Below are 18102 nucleotides of genomic sequence, written 5' to 3' on the forward strand. Positions count from 1 at the left end.
ATGTTCACGCCCCGTGAACGCTCGTGAACACCCGTGAACTCCTGGTAATCAGTCGCTTAAAAACAATACCCTACTGACAAAACGCTGTCACCACTGGATAAAAGAAAGCTTGAGCATTGTGCGATTCCTTCCCCGGGGAAGGAGTAGGAAGGGGTTTAGCCGCATCGCGAATTTGGTTTACTTTATAAGCCTTGCGCGGCCATTTTGGAATCTATCTTACCCCCTCTTCAATAGAAGGAATTATACAAACGTTAACTGTTCGCTTTGTGAGCAGGAAAAGCATAGCCAATAAAAAAAGACGCATCACATGCGTCTCTACATTAAAACTGCAATTGATATTGTTATCCCAGGGCCTCGTATATTTCCGCACTTAATAATCCACTGCCACCTCCGTAATGCTGTACTATTTTAACATCAGGATTGCTACTCCTGAAATAAGCGCATAACCTATCTTCTGATTCATCTTCAATACCGCCACCAAGTAGTACCAGAGCAAAGCGTTGCTTATTAAAAGCGTCTATTGCTTCCTCATCGGTAATGCAGCCGGTTGCATTCCAGTCCGGATTGTTATTTACCAACCGTACCACAGTTTGCAATATTTCGGGATGCCGGCCTATAACTAATATTTGTATCTGATCCATTGTTATTACCTTTTCGCCCTGACGTTCCCCCGCCATCAAACAAGGCGAGGGGCGGTCAAAGCTTATCAATCATCATTAAAACTCAATTAAAACTCCATTGGAACATCTATCAGCAAAAATTCAGCTTCGCTGTTCGCTGTTATCGTAAACTTATTGGTATCCCAAATACCCAAAGCATCACGTGTATTAAGCACCTGATTGTTTATTTCAACCTCACCGCTAATTATAAACGCGTAAACACCATTACCCGGTTTTTTGATGGCATATTCGGTAGCAACGCCTTTATCAAATTTACCCAGATGAAACCAGGCATCCTGGTGGATCCACACGCCCGCGTCATCGGCTTTGGGCGATAATATTTGTTGCAGCTTATTATGCCTGTCTTCCAGGCTTAATGTAAGCTGATCATACCTGGGTTCAACATTCTTTTTGTTGGGATATATCCAGATCTGCAAAAATTTAACATCCTTGTTTCTGTCGTTATTGTATTCACTGTGGTATATACCGGTTCCTGCGCTCATGGCCTGGATATCGCCGTTTTTAATAACAGCCACATTATTCATGCTGTCTTTATGCTCCAGGTCGCCCTCCAGCGGGATGGAGATGATCTCCATATTATCATGAGGGTGCTTGCCAAAACCCATGCCGGGGTCTACTGTATCATCATTTAATACACGCAGGGCGCCAAAGTGCATCCTTTCGGGATTATAATAGCTTGCAAAACTAAATGACTGATAGCTGCTTAGCCAACCGTGGTCGGCATGACCACGGGTTCCGGCTTTATGTAAAATGGTTTGTGCCATAATGTTTACCTTTTTAGTATCACAAAGTTAAGGTGATACCGGGCGGCGGCACTTGATGTAGATTAAGAAAAAAGGCCTCACCCCAGCCCTCTCCAAAGGAGAGCGAGCTAAACATTACGCGAGGCTGCGGCCCTACTTCTTCCTCACCATTTCACTTCTCATGCGGCTAAAAAACTCGGGGGTTACCCCAATATATGACGCAATTTGTTTTTGAGGCAGGTGATCTATCAGCGTGGGGTAACGTTTACAAAAATTATGATAGCGTTCTTCGGCGGTAAGGCTAAGGCCATCTATCAATCTTTGCTGACTTGCCACCAGTGAGTTTTCGGTAAGTATCCTAAAGAACCGCTCAAATTTTGGGATCTGTTGGTACAGAATTTCCTGGTTAACTTTTGAGAGCAGCAATACCTCTGTATCTTCCAGCGCTTCTATATTCAGGATACCCGGTTTTTGCGATAACAGGCTGTACATATCGGCTATCCACCAGTCAGGCGGGGCAAAGCTCAGCACATGGTCAATGCCGCCTTTATCAACCGTATAACCTCTTAAACATCCGGCGGTTACAAAAGCCGAATGCTTGCATATGTCGCCATCAGTAAGTAAAAACTGTTTACGCTTTATTTTTTTTGCCTGCAAGTAAGTGCAAAATATTTCCTGTTCACCGGCAGTTAAATGAATGTGCTTGGAAAGGTTATCAAGTATGAGTTTAAACGGCATACTGCAAAAAAAAGGTTTTTATCATAATACAGGGCAGGGTACAGGCAAATATTCTTTTTGAGGTGGCGTTTAATTTAATAAAATGATAAATTAGCTTTTGCTAAAACCTGTGATTCTTACCCCTATTTAGCGTAAATAAGCCCTTTTAATGCCAAAATAAAGGTATGTTATGCTTAAAAAGCAGGATTTATAAATTAAAAATTATTAATAAGATTGTGAATACCTGATGGCTATGTGCCGGCGGTAATTTGCAAACAATGTAAACCTGATGTGCATTCCAATTAATGCATAAACTAACTGTTAATAGAGATACCTTATGATGAAGAATTACACTTTTTTGATCTGGATGTTTCTTTTTGTTACATCGTCAGCAATTGGCCAGCAAAAATTTAACGGCCTTGATGTAAACCTGGGCAATATTTACCGTTTGTCTGATGCCAAAACGCGGTCAATAAGTCCCGAAAACTTTACCGGCGAAAAAGGTAAGGGTGGGATGGCTACAACAGGCACCGGGGCCAATGCCTCGCGTGATCTCGGTCAAACCTGGAAGGTAAGCCCAAGCGTGATCATCAAAAAAGGCACCACCTATACTATTGCCGAAATTGACGGACCCGGCGCCGTACAACATATCTGGATGACACCAACAGGCAACTGGCGCTACTCTATACTCCGCTTTTACTGGGACGATGAAACAACCCCATCTGTTGAAGTACCCGTGGGCGACTTTTTTTGCATGGGCTGGGGTAAGTATGCCCCCCTGCAATCGCTGGCGGTGGCGGTAAACCCGGGCAGCGCCTTTAACTGTTACTGGCCTATGCCTTTCCGCAAAAAATGCCGCATAACTATGGAGAATATCGACGATAAGGATATGGTGCTTTATTACCAGGTTGACTATACGCTTACTCAGGTGCCTGATGATGCCGCTTATTTTCATGCCCAGTTTCGCAGAGTAAACCCCTTGCCTTATAAAAAGGATTTTGTGTTGGTTGACAGCATTAAAGGCAAAGGGCAATATGTGGGTACTTACCTGGCTTACGGCTCCAACAAAAACGGTTGGTGGGGCGAGGGTGAGATCAAATTTTTTATGGATGGCGACACTAAGTTCCCTACCATAAATGGTACCGGCACGGAGGATTATTTTTGCGGATCATATGATTTTGATACCCACCACAAAGATGCTAATGGCAAAGAAGAGGATAAAACAGAATATACCGAATTTTGCAGTCCATACAGCGGGCTGCACCAGGTGATCCGTGGCGACGGGCACTATAACATTGCACAGCGATTTGGTTTATACCGCTGGCATATTGCCGATCCTATAAGGTTTGAGAAAAGCCTGAAGGTTACCATACAGGCACTGGGCTGGCGGCATGACGGGCGGTATATGCCCTTGCAGGACGATCTGGCCTCTACGGTGTTCTGGTACCAGAGCGGCCCGCACGGCCCTTTCCCAAAACTCCCCTCACGTGATGAACTGGAAGTTAACTAATGTTGAAATATAAAACTACCTGATGAAACTGTATAAAATAGCCAAAGGCGTTTTGCTGGAATACCATGATGCTGCTTATATTATTGATGATGAATGGGACGAGCTGATCAACCGTGATGATTTGGCCGGGTACCTGCAATCGGTATCGGCCGATACTACTCCCATAACCGCTGAAGTTAAAAATGAATACCTTACGGGGCACTTGTTACCACCCATTGGCAGCCAGGAAGTTTGGGCGGCCGGCGTTACCTACCTTAAAAGCAGGGATGCAAGGATGGAGGAGTCTGAAACTTCGGGCGGCGCAAGTTTGTACGATAAAGTGTATGATGCCCCCCGGCCTGAATTGTTTTTTAAAGCCATAGCGCAACGGGTTTCAGGACATGGCGCCGAAGTTTACATCCGTAAAGATTCGGAATGGAACGTGCCCGAGCCCGAGCTTACCCTGTTCATTAATTCAAAGGGCAATATACAGGGCTATACTATTGGTAACGATATGAGCTCGCGCAGCATTGAGGGTGAAAATGCTTTGTATCTGCCGCAGGCTAAAATATATGAAAAAAGCGCTGCGCTTGGCCCCTGCCTGTGGGTAGCGCCGCAGCCCATAGCTGCCGAATCGGTTATAAAAATGGTTATTAAGCGTAACGGGAACAGTGTTTATGAGGATGCTACAACGGTATCGCGCATGAAACGTTCTCTTACCGAGCTGGCGGGCTACTTATACAGCGAGTGTGATTTTCCGAGCGGATGCTTTTTAATGACGGGTACCTGTTTGGTGCCGCCGCCAACATTTACCCTGCAGCAGGACGACGTGGTGGAAATTACTATTGATGGTATAGGTACGCTTATAAATACCATCGGCCTTAATCCAAAACATAAATGATGAGGGTATGAGAACGGATAAAATGTTGTTTTTTACATTACTGATGACAGGTTTAAGCGCGTGCGATAAGAAAGAAACCCCGGCTGCCAAAGGTACATTTGGCTATGACCTGGAGTTTTTAAAGGCAAAAGACAGTGTAATTGTTTTAAAAAGTACCGATGGCAACGGACAAGTAATCGTTTCGCCAAAATACCAGGCTAAAGTATTTACCTCAACGGCCGATGGGTTGGCTGGCAAAAGTTTTGGCTGGATAAAGTATGAAACATTTGATGCCAAAACGCCCGATGCGCACATGAACGCCTATGGGGGCGAAGACCGCCTGTGGCTTGGACCCGAAGGCGGCAGATTTTCCCTATTTTTTAAGCCGGGAACAAAAATGGAGTTTGATAACTGGCATACCCCGCCGGCTATTGATAATGAAAGCTGGGACCTGGTTTCGTCAACAGATAAAAAAGTCAGTTTAACAAAAAATACCAGCATGCAAAATTACGCGGGCACCGCTTTAACCATAAAGCTGCAACGTGACATTGAGATACTGGAACCCGCCGATGTAAAACAACTGCTGGGCATTGATTTGGGTGCCGGTGTAAAATCCGTAGCTTTTAGCACAGCCAATACCATAACAAACGCGGGTACTGCCGCCTGGGACAAAACCAGCGGCGCACCTTGCTTATGGAACCTGGATATGTTTACCCCATCGCCAAAAACGGTAATAGTTGTACCTTACCAGCAAAGCGCTGCCGGAAAAATAGCTACTACCAACTACTTTGGCGAAATACCCAAAGACAGGATAGCTTATAAAAACGGCGTTTTACTATTTAAGGCCGACGGGAAATCGCGCGGTAAGCTGGGCATACCGCCAAATCGGGCTAAAAATATGGCGGGCAGCTATGATGCTGCCGATCAGGTATTAACCATTACCCTGTTTGACCTGGACAGCAAGGCCGATTACCTGAACCAGGAATGGAAACCAGATACCGAGCCGTTTACCGGCGATGCTGTAAACGCTTATAATGACGGGCCGTTGGCCAACGGCAGCCAGATGGGGCCATTTTATGAAATTGAAAGCGTATCGCCGGCCGCGTTCCTGAAACCTGGCGAAAGCCTGTCGCACAGGCACAGCGTATTCCATTTTACCGGAGATAAGGACGCGCTGGATAAAATTGCATTGAAAACACTGGGCATTTCGCTTACTGATATTACAACAACATTTAAATAACTCACCCAACCCTAATTATACAACCAATTACAACCATCCAAATGGCAAAAAATAAAGATCTGTTTGCAGTAGCCCTTATCACCTCCCTGTTTTTTATATGGGGCTTTGCTTTAAACCTTAATCCCATATTGATCCCGCATCTTAAAAAAGCCTGTCAATTAAGCGATCTGCAATCATCGTTAGTTGATTCGGCATCATACATTGCTTACTTTTTATTACCAATACCTGCTGCCCAGTTTATGAAACGGTACGGTTATAAAGGGGGGATATTGTTGGGGCTGATATTGTTTTCTGTTGGTGCCTTTTTGTTTTATCCCGCGTCAATAGTAAGGAATTACGCGTTTTTCCTGGGAGCGTTGTTCATTATATTTTCGGGAGCTGCTTTTCTGGAGACTGCAGCCAACCCCTATATCACGGTGATCGGCGATCCTGAAGGGGCTACACAGCGTATCAATTTTGCGCAATCGTTTAATGGTTTGGCCGCGGTTTTAGCTCCGTTTGTTGGTGGCCTGGTTATTTTGTCAGGAAAAACCTTAACCGCTGCGCAGGAAGCCGCCATGTCGCCTGCACAGCTCAATGAGTATTTAAATAAAGAGGCATCATCAGTACAAATGCCTTTTATTATTATAGGCGTGGGCGTTTTAATTGTTGCTATATTATTATACAGAACGCATTTACCCCAAATTACCGAAGAAGGCGAAGGAATGGAACATCATGAAAGCCTGTCGCTGCTGCAAAGAATGAGCGCCCTGTTTAAAGAAAAGAACCTGCGGGCCGGCGTAATTGCCCAGTTTTTTTATGTGGGCGCGCAAGCTTGCGTAGGCAGCTTTTTTATTCGTTTTTCTGAGCGTGTGGCCGGCATGGACGAAAAATCTGCAGCTTATTATTTAACCGCGGCCATGTTCGCGTTTTTGGCTGGCCGGGCTATTGGTACCTTCCTGATGACGTTTATAAACCCGGTAAAGCTGCTGGCTATTTTTGGCATCACCAATGTGGCGTTGATCGTGCTGTCGGTTTTTCTGCATGGCAAATTCCCTGTATTTGCATTAATAGGGGTTGAGTTTTTTATGTCGATCATGTTTCCTACCATATTCTCATTAAGTATTCGCGGTTTGGGCGGTAAAACTAAAGAGGGGTCGTCTTTGGTGATCATGGCCATTGTAGGCGGTGCTGTTTTCCCACCGATCATGGGCCGTCTGTCTGACTTAACCAATATTCAGATAGCTTACCTGGTACCTGCAGCCTGCTTTTTGTTTGTGTTTTATTTTGCAGTGAAAAACCTGCGGGTTAAAGAAGTGAAATTAACCATGGCCCATTAATTAAAGTATTGAATTATTATAACGTATAACGATGAATTTAGAACTCACAGATAAGGTAATTATAGTAACAGGCGGTGCTAAGGGCATTGGCGAAGGGATTGTAAAGGTGCTGGCCGCCGAAGGCGCCATACCGGTTATAGTAGGCCGTGTAGAGGCTGATAACCTTAAAGTGGTACAGGCCGTTGAAGCCGCGGGCGGCAAAGCCTTCCAGGTGGTAGCCGAGCTTACCGATCCAAAAGCAAGTGAGAACGCGGTGAAAGCCGTTGTGGCGCAGTTTAGCCGCATTGATGGCCTGGTAAACAACGCCGGGGTAAATGACGGCGTGGGCCTTGAAAGCGGGGATTATGAAGGGTTTATAGCATCATTGCATAAAAATGTGGTGCATTATTACCTGATGGCTCACCACGCGCTGCCGGAATTGAAAAAATCAAGAGGCGCTATATTAAATATCACCTCAAAAACGGCAGATACCGGGCAGGGGCATACTTCGGGCTATGCGGCATCAAACGGCGGGCGCAACGCCCTTACCCGCGAGTGGGCGGTTGAATTATTGAAATACGGGGTACGTGTAAACGCTATTGTAGTGGCCGAGTGCTGGACACCGCTTTACGCCAACTGGATAAAAACACTGGCCGACCCGGATGGCAAACTGCGCGAAATTGAATCAAAGATACCCCTGGGCAACCGCATGACCACAGCCGAGGAAATTGCCAATACAACGGCTTTCCTGCTGTCGCCAAAATCAAGCCATACCACTGGGCAACTGGTATATGTTGACGGGGGCTATGTGCACCTTGACCGTGCGCTGGCCAATGCCTGATGTAGGGTAGAATATCTTGTAATGGAGATGCAATAGTGCGTCTCCATTACATTTTTATCACAGTGAATCAAGTGAAGGATCTTCTGCGTTATGCTTCTCGGCTACAACTCACCCGATCTACGCTTCGCTGGATCACCCTCTCTTCGCCCGCGGCGCAAAGAGGGTTTGAAAAGCTTTAATGCCTTTCTATAGTGAAAAAGCTTTGAGGTATAGTTTAGAATAGTCGCCCCAGTTTTTCATTACTGATCTTAAGGTTGTCAGCAACCCTTTATTGTCGACCACCTTGCCTTTTTTGGGTGGCGCCAGGGCTTTGTCGTCAATAGGTACATCGGTTACCTTGGTAGCAAACCAGGTCATGTTTTCATGAGGCAGGGCCACACCCAATATCATTCCGGGTAAGCCGCTAAATGATTCCGGACCGCCCGAAACCGGTATTTCATCGGTATAAAAAGCCACTACGTATATCGAGTCAAGAATTAGGGCATTGGCGCGGCGGCAGGCATAACCGGCAATGTCTCGGGTTTCGCTGGTTATCTTCCAGTTTATTTTCCGTGTGCTGTCTTTCACCAAAAACGTTTCTTCAAAAACCTTTTTCTGACTGTTGATCGTGCTGGTAGTAAGATCGGTAAAAATGGTATTTACCTGGGTGGCCATGGGACTATCACTAAAAAAACCGCCCTGGTTGGTTTCAGGCTCAATTGGGGTAAACAAAGTTTTATTATTGGCAAAAGTTAAAGTGCTTTTTAAAACCTTGAACTGTTTCTGCGTCTTTTTATATGACTCCAAAATGGGCCGAAAAAAATCCTCATTATCTTTATTGATCTGTTTTTGCAGCAAGGCATACATGTTTACCGATTTTTCGAACTCAATGGTACCATGTTGTGTAAAATGCGCGTTTTGAGCAAACAGCAGGTTACCCGCAAGCAGGAATAGAAAGGTGGCTGATAGCAGAATATATTTCATCATCATTATTTTTTAGGTGCTCCCCCGCCCATGTGGTTAAAGTCCCAAACCAGCGAAAGCATAAAATATCTTCGTATAGCAGTGTAGCGTTCCTGCGTTAAAATATTGGTTGACCCGGTTCTGTTGTATCCCGTATTTTGATTCAGCAGGTCGTTGCCCGAAAGGCTGAGCTTTAAACTTTCGTCCTTAAAAAACTTTTTGCCAATGTTGGCATTTATAGTAGTACGTTTAAAATCCTCGTTGAACGATTGTGTTTTTGCATTGAAAACATAATCCACATCTGAGCCTATCTCAAATTTGCCGGGCAGATAAATATTAAATCCGCCATAGGCATTAAACCCTCGGCCGTTATTGTTAACCTGCCGTTGCAGCGATGAAGAGTTAATGGTGTAGGTAGGACCGGCACCTGACCAAAAATCATATTTTTTCTGCTTATATTTTGAAAACCTGAGCCGGGCCGAGTACGTGTATGATTTGGTTTCATTTAGTTGGCCATTGGTCATGTTAAAATAGGTGTTGCCATTTGCGCTAAGCCCCACACCTGCATTAAAATCAAGCTTTTGTATTTTTTTATCAAAGGAAGTATTGAAGTTGAGATTGGTGGTTTGCTTATTTTTAAGGTTTGACGACTGGTAGGTGCTGTTGCCCGAGGTATCAGTAACCACGTTGCTTACTATTGGGTTCATGGTACGCGAATAGGAACCATTTAACCAGATAGACTGGCCGCTTATTACTTTATACGAATTGTATGAAGCGCTCAGCCTGTTCGTGAATGACGGCTTAAGATTGGGGTTGCCGCGGCTTACGTTCAATGGGTCGGTATTTACCTTTACCGGTTGTATTTGATCAATAGTGGGCTGGCTGGTATTGCCATTGTAATTTAACCTGAATGCCTGGTACTGTGAAAACTTATATTGAAAACTGGCCTGGGGGTTCCAGTTAACAAAATTGCGGGTAAATATATTACCGGTAAATTCATCAATCTGTTTAAAATTTACGGTTGATACCCTGGTACCGAAGTTGATGATGGACTTATTTTTTTTATAATTAAAAATGGCCCCAAACTGGTTGGATAGCTGGTTCAATTTAAAATTATTGCTCAGGCTGTCATTTAGTATATTGTACTCGCCTGACGGTGATTTGTCAAATGTGCGCCTGTCTGACCGGCCATTGTTTATGCTGATTCCATAGTTTAAAACCACGGCAAATGCTTTGGTGAATGGCTCGGAGTAGGTGAGGTTGGTATTTACTACGGAGTTTTTGTTCAGGGTGGTTTTATACTGGTCTATCTTATTGGTACGGGAGCTATCAAGCACGCCCTGGTCATCATAATAATCTGTTTCTGATTTTAAAAAACCTTTGGTTTCATTTTGATTTAAAGCCGTATTTACATTTATCGAAAAAGTGCGGCCTGTTTTCTTGAATTTCTTATTGTAGAATATACTGGCGTTAAATATTTTTTGGTTACCGTCATTGGTTACATTCCTGTTATTTCTGTTTAGTAAAGTATCGTTACTGCGGCGGCTGATGCTATTGTACGAACTGTTGGTAGTGTTGTTTTTGGTTGTGCCATCAACAGCTATTTTTAAATTGGAGGTTGAATCAAGCTTGATCTGGTAGGTGGCATCCAGCTTTTGGCGAAAAATATGATTGTGAAAATCCTGGTTAGAATTGGTGTTGATATATTTGCCCTCCGGAAGGTTATTTTGCGTCTGGGTATTTACGTTACCATCAACATTTAATGAGCCAATTTTGTAATTGCTGTTAATTGCTTCTTTATCGCCATTCCATTTGGTATCAAAATGTGCCCCGCCAGCGCGCGCAAGGGGGATGCCCCGCCCGTCATACCTGCCATTAAATGAATCCAGGTCGCCGCCGCCGCTGCCATTAAAATAAAGTCCTCCATCATCGGTAACTTCCAGGCCAACACCGCCATATTTTGAATTCTCTTCCCATCCCAAGCCTACCTTGCCCGTATTGCCAATAGTGCCATAGGCCGAAAACTTCTGCTTCCCTTTAAACCGGTTAAACATGGCCTGTTCCTGGTAATAACCATCGGTGCCGCCCTCCGCATCCAGTTTGCCGAAATAGCCATTCTTTTTATCTTCCTTAAGTTTAATGTTGATGGTTTTGTTTTTCACTCCATCGTCTATACCGGTAAACGCAGCCTGATCGCTTTTTTTATCATAAAGCTGTACTTTATCAACCATATCGCCGCGTATGTTCTTGGTTACCAGGGTAGGGTCGTCGCCAAAAAATTCTTCACCATCAACCAATACTTTATTCACTGTTTGGCCTTGCGCGGTAATTTTGCCATCCTTGTCAACCTGTATGCCCGGTAATTGCTTAAGCAGGTCTTCAACCTTTGAGTTTGGCTGTATTTTAAAGGCAGCGGCATTGTATTCTGTGGTATCGCCCTTTATTTTAATAGCAGCCGCGGTACCTTTTATAATTACTTCGGCAAGCAGCTTTGATTTAAGTATAAGGCTGATGCGGCCAAAATCACGCGTGACATGTGCAGAATCTAAGGTAAAGTAATCAACATAATCGGCATAGCCCGGATAGGTAACCAGCAATATGAATTTGCCTTTTTTTAGATTAGATATAGCAAAGTTGCCATCGCTTACCCGGGTAAATTTTTGAAGTATGGAATCTTTGGCATTTAATACACTAACTGTGGCATTGGTGAGCTTTGATTTGGAAGCGGTATCGGCTACGGAACCTTTTATTGAATAATTGTTTTGCGCAAATACACCAGTACTTAAACAAAGTATTATTACTGCAGTAATTGTGATTTTCATAAGGTTATTTGTGAAAACAAGATATAACTAAAAATTTAGTAATCAAAGTTGTTTTGGTATTTTATATGTGGATTTAACATTTATTAACAATTGATTTTATTTAATGTATTGATTGTCAGATAAATAATAATTAGATGGACAGATTCTTGTACATCGTAATATTTGAGAAGGTACTTATTGATATAAAACATACCTCGCACCTCAAATAATACTTTCGGCAATGCAGGCCAATGATCATAAATGGCTTTTTTTGCGGCGTGTGCTTACACTCACCTACTTAATGTTTTGCAACAGCCACCTCTGCATTTTCTTAAACTGGCCAATTTGGGTAACCATCTGTTACTTAAAAAAAGTATATTTTAGCATAGTTATTTAAGCGCCCCGCCCCGATTGATTTAAAGTAAATTTGTACCCTGGAAATGATAGAAAAAGATAAAGGTTTATTGCTGAATTTAAAGGTATATAAGATCCTATGGCTTTTTGTTATGCTGTTGCCTGTACTTAAAGGCAATGCCCAGGGGTTAATGTTTAAATCAAATGACTATCTGATGGGCGAACGCACGTCATATACGGTGTTTGCCTCTGATATTCCTACGTTTTATGATCATTTGGCCATGGATTTTGACCTGTCGTTATGGGATAACGAGCACCTGGGGTATGTGTTTAACATTATTGACAGCCGCAGCAATTCATACAGCCTTACTTACATTTATAACCTTAACGGATCGCCCAGCTTAAATTTTAATATTGACAGCAAGAGCAACAAGATCAAAATACCCATTAGTTTGGCCCAGTTAAATAAAAGAAACTGGATAAGAATAAAAGTTTACATCGATTTAAAGGCCAATACGGTAGGGTTTTACGTAAATGGTAAGTGGTACAAAGCCAGTGATTTTGGATTCGACAGTAAGATAACACCGGTTATCACCTTCGGTAAAAACCCTCATTACTCTGATGTGCCTAAAATGGCCGTCAGAAATTTAAAAATAAGCGACGGTAATAAAAGCTATACGTTTGCGCTAAACGAGTGGTCGGGCAATAATGTATATGATAGCGCAGGCGAGGTGCGCGGCCATGTAGATAACCCTGTTTGGCTTATCAATAGTTCCTATTTTTGGGAAAAGCGGGCCAGCTTTAAATTCCATGAAGTAGCAGGAGTTAATTTTAACCCCGGTAATCAAACACTGATCATATTTAAAAGTGATTCGCTGCTTACTTATGATATGAAAAGCGGCAATGTATCGGCCAAGGCTTTTCAGGAAAAAATTCCGGTACCACTGCTGCTTGGCAAAAGCGTCGTAAATACAAAAGAGAATAAGTGCTATACCTATGAGGTATTGCGGGCGCCCAAACCATCGCCCTGCATTGCGGCGTTTGACCTTACTACCTTAAAATGGGAGGTAGTTGGCAATGCGAACATCAGGGAGCAAAGGCACCATCATAATATATTTTATGATCATGACCAGAATGATCTCTACCTTTTTGGCGGCTATGGTTCATTTGCCTATCATAATGATTTTTTCAGATACAATAAGCAAACAGACAACTGGGATAAGCAGGTATTTACCGGCGACAGGATCACTCCCCGCTTTTTTTCGGCCAGCAGCCAGGCCAATGAAAATAACGAGGTGTATATATTTGGCGGCTACGGCAACCAGTCGGGCAACCAAATTGTTGGCGGCAGGCATTTTTATGATCTTTACCGGGTTAACCTTACAACCCATGTGGTAAAAAAGTGCTGGGAGATAAAACCTAATGAGGAAGATTTTGTACCGGCCAACAACCTGATCATATCAAAAGACAAGAAATATTTTTACGCGCTCTGTTACCCGCATGAAAGGTCAAAAACCCAATTGCGTTTATATAAATTTTCCATCAGGGATGGGTCGTATCAAGTAGTCAGCGGAACCATCCCTGTTACATCTGAGCGTATTGAGAGCGATATTAACCTTTTTTTTAACCCTAAACAGGATGAGTTTTTTTGTGCCATACAGGAATTTACAACACCATCCAACTCAACCATCAGGATACTGGCGCTGGAGTTTCCGCCGGTAAGCCAGCAGGATTATCAACGGGCGCAGCAGGCAGTTGTACCCGCCGGTTCAGCTTATAAATATTTGTTTTGGGGAATAGGGGCAGCTTTGCTGGCTGCTGCGGGGGTGATAATTGTTAAAAGAAAACCTGGCAAGGTTGAACAGCAGCAGCCGGTCACGGAAGGCGCTGCTCCGGTTGTAGTAAATGCAAAGGAAGATGAGAAAAAGGCAAATGCAATTTATTTGCTGGGAGAATTTACCGTGTATGACAAGAATAGCCGGGATATTACCTATCTGTTCAGCCCCAAAATAAAACAGTTGTTTATCCTGATACTATTAAACAGCAAGGACGAAAGCGGTGTTGTATCCAAAAAAATATCGACCACTTTATGGCCCGAAAAGGACGTTGCGAAAACCAAGAACATCAAAGGGGTTACCATTAATCACCTGCGAAACATTATTGCCGATATTGAAGGTATTGAACTTACGTTTTTAAATGATACCTATTGCTTTAAATTAGGTGATAATGTTTTTTGCGATTATTTTGCGGTAACTGATGCCATTAAACAAACAACCCATACCGATCAGTCCATATTAAATCATTTTGATCTTATTGCCCGCGGAGGCTTATTGCAGCATATACCCGAAACCTGGCTTGACAGCGTTAAGCTGGATTATGAAGAAGCTCTGATGCCATTAATTTTACCAGAGATCAAAAGGATATATGAAAGCGGCGATTTTAGGAAAGCGCTGGAGATAACCCGGGTTGTTTTAAACATTGATCCGTTTAATGATACTGCTTTAAAATACAAGCTAAAAGCGCTCAGACGTACAAAGGGCATTGAATACGCCCGTAAGGCCTATGAAGATTTTACAGCCGAATATCAAAAATCACTGGGCATTGAGTACCACGTTCCCTTTGATAAGATCTGTTCCGGCAAAACCGAGCCGAGGTAGTCAGTGACTGGGTACGCTGCGCCGAACGGATGTACAGCATAAATCCAAAGATTTCAAAATTCAATAAATAGTGTTCACGCAATCATTGCGTGGGTTAATTGGCTATGGTTAATGAAATTTTAGGCCTATTAATCCATTTATTAACCCATCTTTTAATACCACCCGCTATATAATTGTTGCGCCAAATGGAACGTAGGTTATGAGAACGCGTTTAACCAGCCCGTTTAATTATAACATCTGTTTTGGGCAAATTATTATAAACTTATTTAACCAATTATTTATGAAGGAAATTTTTACCAATTATGGTGGGTGCCATAGTACCCATTATGCGGCAAAATTTAAAAGAGGGATGCAGTATTGTGTCCTGTCCTTTTTGTTTTTGCTGGTTTGCACTTCGGCTATTGCCCAGGGCAGTAACCGTACTGGTGTGGTTACTGATGAAAAAGCACAGCCGCTGCCAGGTGTAAGTATTAAAATAAAAGGTACAACCATAGGAACGGTGACCGATGTTAACGGTAAATTCTCCATTAATGCCGAAGGCAGCCAAACCCTCACCTTTAGCTTTCTGGGTTATTCGCCGCAGGAGGTAGCTGTTGGTAACCAAACGAGCATTAAAGTATCATTGATTCCTAACGCAACCAGCATGAGCGAGGTTGTGGTAGTAGGTTATGGTACGCAAAAAAAGGCAACGGTTACCGGCTCAATAGCGTCTGTTACCAACAGCGAGATTGTGACCACCAAGAACGAGAACGTGCTGAACATGTTGTCGGGTAAGGTTGCGGGTGTGCGTATTACCCAAAATACATCTGAGCCGGGCTCGTTCAGCAACACCTTCGATATTCGTGGTTTTGGCAACCCGCTGGTAATTATTGACGGTGTGCCCCGTGACAACATTACAAGGCTCGACCCCAATGATATTGAAAGCCTATCCGTATTGAAAGATGCTTCTGCCGCGGTTTATGGTGTACGCGCCGCCAATGGTGTGGTTATCGTAACTACTAAAAAAGGTAAAAAAGGTTCTGTAGAGTTAAACTATTCTGGTACTTATGGCTGGCAAATACCATCATACATGCCAAAACCTGTTGGCGCTGTTGATTACATGACCTTAGTTAACGAGCAGTTGCTGCATAACGTAAACGGCGGCCAGGTAAAATATACCGATGCCGACATTGCCGCCTACAAAAACGGCAGCAAAACCAGTACCGACTGGTATAGCCCTGTTTTTGCAAACAGCGCCCCGCAACAACAGCATAATCTGAATGCCATTGGCGGTAATGAAAATACCAACTATTTTATAAGCATGGGTGTTACCGATCAGGACGGTTTTTTCAAGAGCGGTGATTTAAACTATAAAAAATATAACCTTCGCTCAAACATCACCACCAAAGTGAACAAAAACCTTACCGTAGATGTAAACCTGAGCGGAACGCTGGAAGATAAGAACCAGCCTTACCAGGATGCCTGGTGGATCATCCGCTCGTTCTGGCGTCAGGTGCCAACGCAGAGTATTTATGCCAATAATAACCCCGCTTACCTGAACAATGGTGAGGTTGATGGCTCAAATCCGGTGGCTATGTCTAATGCCGATATTAATGGTTATAAACTCATCGCCAACAAATGGCTACAGTCCACAGTATCGGCAACTTATAATGTGCCGTTTGTGGCGGGCTTAAGCGCTAAGGGTTTGTATAACTATGACTATTACATGTCCAGCAACAAATTATATCAGCGGTCATATAACCAGTATAATTATGATGCCAACTCTAACACATACAGCCCAATAGCCAACCAAACGCCAGGATCACTTACCAGGCAGTTTTATGAAAAGCCAAGCAGTTTAATGCAGCTGTCATTAAACTATAACCACGCTTTTACAGGCGGGCATAATGTTACCGCGCTGGCGCTTTATGAAGAAAGAGAGCAAAAAGGCGATAACTTTAACGCGCAGCGTCAGCTATCACTACCTGTCGATCAGTTAGGGTCTGGTAACGCCCTGAACCAAACCGCAACGGTTGACGATGATTTCCCTTTTGACTTTGTCACTAAATCATTTGTGGGCAGGATAAATTATGATTACAAAGGAAAATACCTGGCCGAGTTTAGTTTCAGGGATGACGCCAACTCCAAAAACTCACCGCTAAAAAGATGGGGCTTTTTCCCCGGGGCATCAGTAGGATGGAGGGTATCGCAAGAGAATTTCTGGAAAAACGCTTCGGCACTTTCATTTGTGGATGATCTGAAGATCCGTTTATCTTATGCCAAGCTGGGTGATGATACTAATCTTGATGGGTTCAATTATCTTTCAGGCTATAACTACCCGGCAACAGGCGGGGGCAATAACACAACGCCTCCCGGGTCGGTATTTGACGGGTCTTTTGTTAACGGTGCGCAAAACCGCGGTATCCCTAATCCATATATATTTTGGTTAGTAGCCAAAACATATAATGCCGGTATTGATCTGCAGGCCTGGAATGGTTTACTGGGTGTAACGGTTGATGTTTTCAGGCGCGACAGAAGCGGTTTGCTTAACACCAGGGCTGATAATTTGCCGGGCGTGGTAGGAGCAGGTTTGCCGCAGGAAAACCTTGACAGCGATAAGGCGCAGGGTTTTGATATTGAGCTGAATCACCGCAACCATATCGGCAGCTTTAACTATTTTGTTAAAGGTACTTTTGGTTATACCCGCACCAAATGGATCAGCAAAGTGCATTCAGTTTTTGGTAATTCATATGATAACTGGCGCAATAATAATGACAATCGTTACAATAATATTTTCTGGGGATATGGCGCCGAAGGGCAATTTCAGAACTATCAGCAGATCCTGAACAGCCCTCAGTTTGTATCACGTAATGCCGTGGTTGGCGATTATATTTTGCAGGATTGGAATGGCGATGGTGTGATCAATAACCAGGACGAACACCCGATTGCGCAAAACGTAAGTAATAATAACTATTCTTCGCCAACAACAACTTTTGGTTTAACGCTTGGCGGTTCATACAAAGGGTTTGATATTAACACCGTATGGCAGGGCGCTACCGGTATCAGCGTATCATACATTGAGCAGTTGAACATCCCGCTATGGGGTGGCGGCAGCGCGTTGGGTATGTTCCTTGACAGGTACCACCCAACAGACCCTAAGGCTGACCCTTATAACCCTAACACCGCATGGACACCTGGTTATTTTGCGCTTACCGGTTCAACCGCCAATACCAGCTCGCTTTCAAACATCCACAGCGCGGCTTATGTAAGGCTTAAATCGGCCGAGCTGGGCTATACCCTGCCCGATGGAGTTGTGAAGAAACTGGGCATTAAAGGGGCAAGGATCTTTGCAAACGGTTATAACATTTTAACCATCACAGGTTTAAAATATCTTGATCCTGAGCACCCATCGGCCAATTACGGTTATTTATATCCACTGGATAAAATATACTCTATTGGTGTAAATGTTAAATTATAATAA

General features: G+C 43.6%; 12 protein-coding genes. 7 read left to right on the forward strand and 5 right to left on the reverse strand.

Features of this window, described 5'->3' with window-relative positions; genetic code table 11:
• Positions 1 to 341: 341 nt before the first annotated feature.
• From J2W55_RS25060 to J2W55_RS25070, 3 genes are all read right to left on the reverse strand, one after another.
• Complete coding sequence (locus tag J2W55_RS25060; RefSeq protein WP_310103050.1) at positions 342 to 641, reverse strand: response regulator; 300 nt, start codon at positions 639 to 641, stop codon at positions 342 to 344.
• Between the two features lie 86 nt (positions 642 to 727).
• On the reverse strand, positions 728 to 1444 hold the full coding sequence (locus J2W55_RS25065; protein ID WP_310103053.1) for a pirin family protein: 717 nt from the start codon (positions 1442 to 1444) through the stop codon (positions 728 to 730).
• Positions 1445 to 1576: 132 nt separating this feature from the next.
• The gene (locus J2W55_RS25070) at positions 1577 to 2161 is read right to left on the reverse strand and encodes a Crp/Fnr family transcriptional regulator (RefSeq protein WP_310103056.1); all 585 of its coding nucleotides are present in this window, start codon (positions 2159 to 2161) and stop codon (positions 1577 to 1579) included.
• Between the two features lie 316 nt (positions 2162 to 2477).
• On the opposite strand from J2W55_RS25070, the gene J2W55_RS25075 reads away from it, so the two are divergent.
• The 5 genes from J2W55_RS25075 to J2W55_RS25095 are packed head-to-tail and all read left to right on the forward strand — an operon-like array spanning position 2478 to position 7888.
• Complete coding sequence (locus tag J2W55_RS25075; RefSeq protein ID WP_310103059.1) at positions 2478 to 3650, forward strand: glycoside hydrolase family 172 protein; 1173 nt, start codon at positions 2478 to 2480, stop codon at positions 3648 to 3650.
• A gap of 22 nt (positions 3651 to 3672) precedes the next feature.
• Positions 3673 to 4530: a fumarylacetoacetate hydrolase family protein gene (locus J2W55_RS25080; RefSeq protein ID WP_310103062.1), complete on the forward strand. Its 858-nt coding sequence runs from the start codon at positions 3673 to 3675 to the stop codon at positions 4528 to 4530.
• Between the two features lie 7 nt (positions 4531 to 4537).
• Entirely contained in the window at positions 4538 to 5749 is a 1212-nt protein-coding gene (locus J2W55_RS25085) for a DUF6786 family protein (protein ID WP_310103065.1), read from the forward strand.
• 41 nt (positions 5750 to 5790) lie between these two features.
• Positions 5791 to 7068, forward strand: coding sequence for an L-fucose:H+ symporter permease (fucP, locus tag J2W55_RS25090; RefSeq protein ID WP_310103068.1), 1278 nt, complete (start codon positions 5791 to 5793; stop codon positions 7066 to 7068).
• A 31-nt stretch (positions 7069 to 7099) separates the two neighbouring features.
• The gene (locus J2W55_RS25095; RefSeq protein WP_310103072.1) at positions 7100 to 7888 is read left to right on the forward strand and encodes an SDR family oxidoreductase; all 789 of its coding nucleotides are present in this window, start codon (positions 7100 to 7102) and stop codon (positions 7886 to 7888) included.
• A gap of 186 nt (positions 7889 to 8074) precedes the next feature.
• On the opposite strand, the gene J2W55_RS25100 is transcribed toward J2W55_RS25095, so the two are convergent.
• Positions 8075 to 8851, reverse strand: coding sequence for a GLPGLI family protein (locus J2W55_RS25100; protein ID WP_310103074.1), 777 nt, complete (start codon positions 8849 to 8851; stop codon positions 8075 to 8077).
• Positions 8852 to 8856: 5 nt separating this feature from the next.
• The gene (locus J2W55_RS25105) at positions 8857 to 11652 is read right to left on the reverse strand and encodes an outer membrane beta-barrel protein (protein ID WP_310103077.1); all 2796 of its coding nucleotides are present in this window, start codon (positions 11650 to 11652) and stop codon (positions 8857 to 8859) included.
• Between the two features lie 419 nt (positions 11653 to 12071).
• Between J2W55_RS25105 and J2W55_RS25110 the strand changes: the two genes are divergently transcribed.
• Both J2W55_RS25110 and J2W55_RS25115 read left to right on the forward strand, forming a co-directional pair.
• Entirely contained in the window at positions 12072 to 14642 is a 2571-nt protein-coding gene (locus J2W55_RS25110) for a Kelch repeat-containing protein (RefSeq protein ID WP_310103080.1), read from the forward strand.
• Between the two features lie 280 nt (positions 14643 to 14922).
• Positions 14923 to 18099, forward strand: coding sequence for a SusC/RagA family TonB-linked outer membrane protein (locus J2W55_RS25115; protein ID WP_310103082.1), 3177 nt, complete (start codon positions 14923 to 14925; stop codon positions 18097 to 18099).
• Positions 18100 to 18102 lie beyond the last annotated feature (3 nt).

Origin of the sequence: Mucilaginibacter pocheonensis, assembly GCF_031456535.1 — a bacterium.
GTDB classification, from domain to species: domain Bacteria; phylum Bacteroidota; class Bacteroidia; order Sphingobacteriales; family Sphingobacteriaceae; genus Mucilaginibacter; species Mucilaginibacter pocheonensis.

Excerpts from the sequence above, each read along its gene's own strand:
- J2W55_RS25115 (WP_310103082.1), top strand. The coding sequence starts at position 14,923 with ATGAAGGAAATTTTTACCAATTATGGTGGGTGCCATAGTACCCATTAT.
- J2W55_RS25110 (WP_310103080.1), top strand. The coding sequence starts at position 12,072 with ATGATAGAAAAAGATAAAGGTTTATTGCTGAATTTAAAGGTATATAAG.
- J2W55_RS25080 (WP_310103062.1), top strand. The coding sequence starts at position 3,673 with ATGAAACTGTATAAAATAGCCAAAGGCGTTTTGCTGGAATACCATGAT.
- J2W55_RS25060 (WP_310103050.1), bottom strand. The coding sequence starts at position 641 with ATGGATCAGATACAAATATTAGTTATAGGCCGGCATCCCGAAATATTG.
- J2W55_RS25075 (WP_310103059.1), top strand. The coding sequence starts at position 2,478 with ATGATGAAGAATTACACTTTTTTGATCTGGATGTTTCTTTTTGTTACA.
- J2W55_RS25105 (WP_310103077.1), bottom strand. The coding sequence starts at position 11,652 with ATGAAAATCACAATTACTGCAGTAATAATACTTTGTTTAAGTACTGGT.
- J2W55_RS25065 (WP_310103053.1), bottom strand. The coding sequence starts at position 1,444 with ATGGCACAAACCATTTTACATAAAGCCGGAACCCGTGGTCATGCCGAC.
- J2W55_RS25085 (WP_310103065.1), top strand. The coding sequence starts at position 4,538 with ATGAGAACGGATAAAATGTTGTTTTTTACATTACTGATGACAGGTTTA.
- fucP (WP_310103068.1), top strand. The coding sequence starts at position 5,791 with ATGGCAAAAAATAAAGATCTGTTTGCAGTAGCCCTTATCACCTCCCTG.
- J2W55_RS25095 (WP_310103072.1), top strand. The coding sequence starts at position 7,100 with ATGAATTTAGAACTCACAGATAAGGTAATTATAGTAACAGGCGGTGCT.
- J2W55_RS25100 (WP_310103074.1), bottom strand. The coding sequence starts at position 8,851 with ATGAAATATATTCTGCTATCAGCCACCTTTCTATTCCTGCTTGCGGGT.
- J2W55_RS25070 (WP_310103056.1), bottom strand. The coding sequence starts at position 2,161 with ATGCCGTTTAAACTCATACTTGATAACCTTTCCAAGCACATTCATTTA.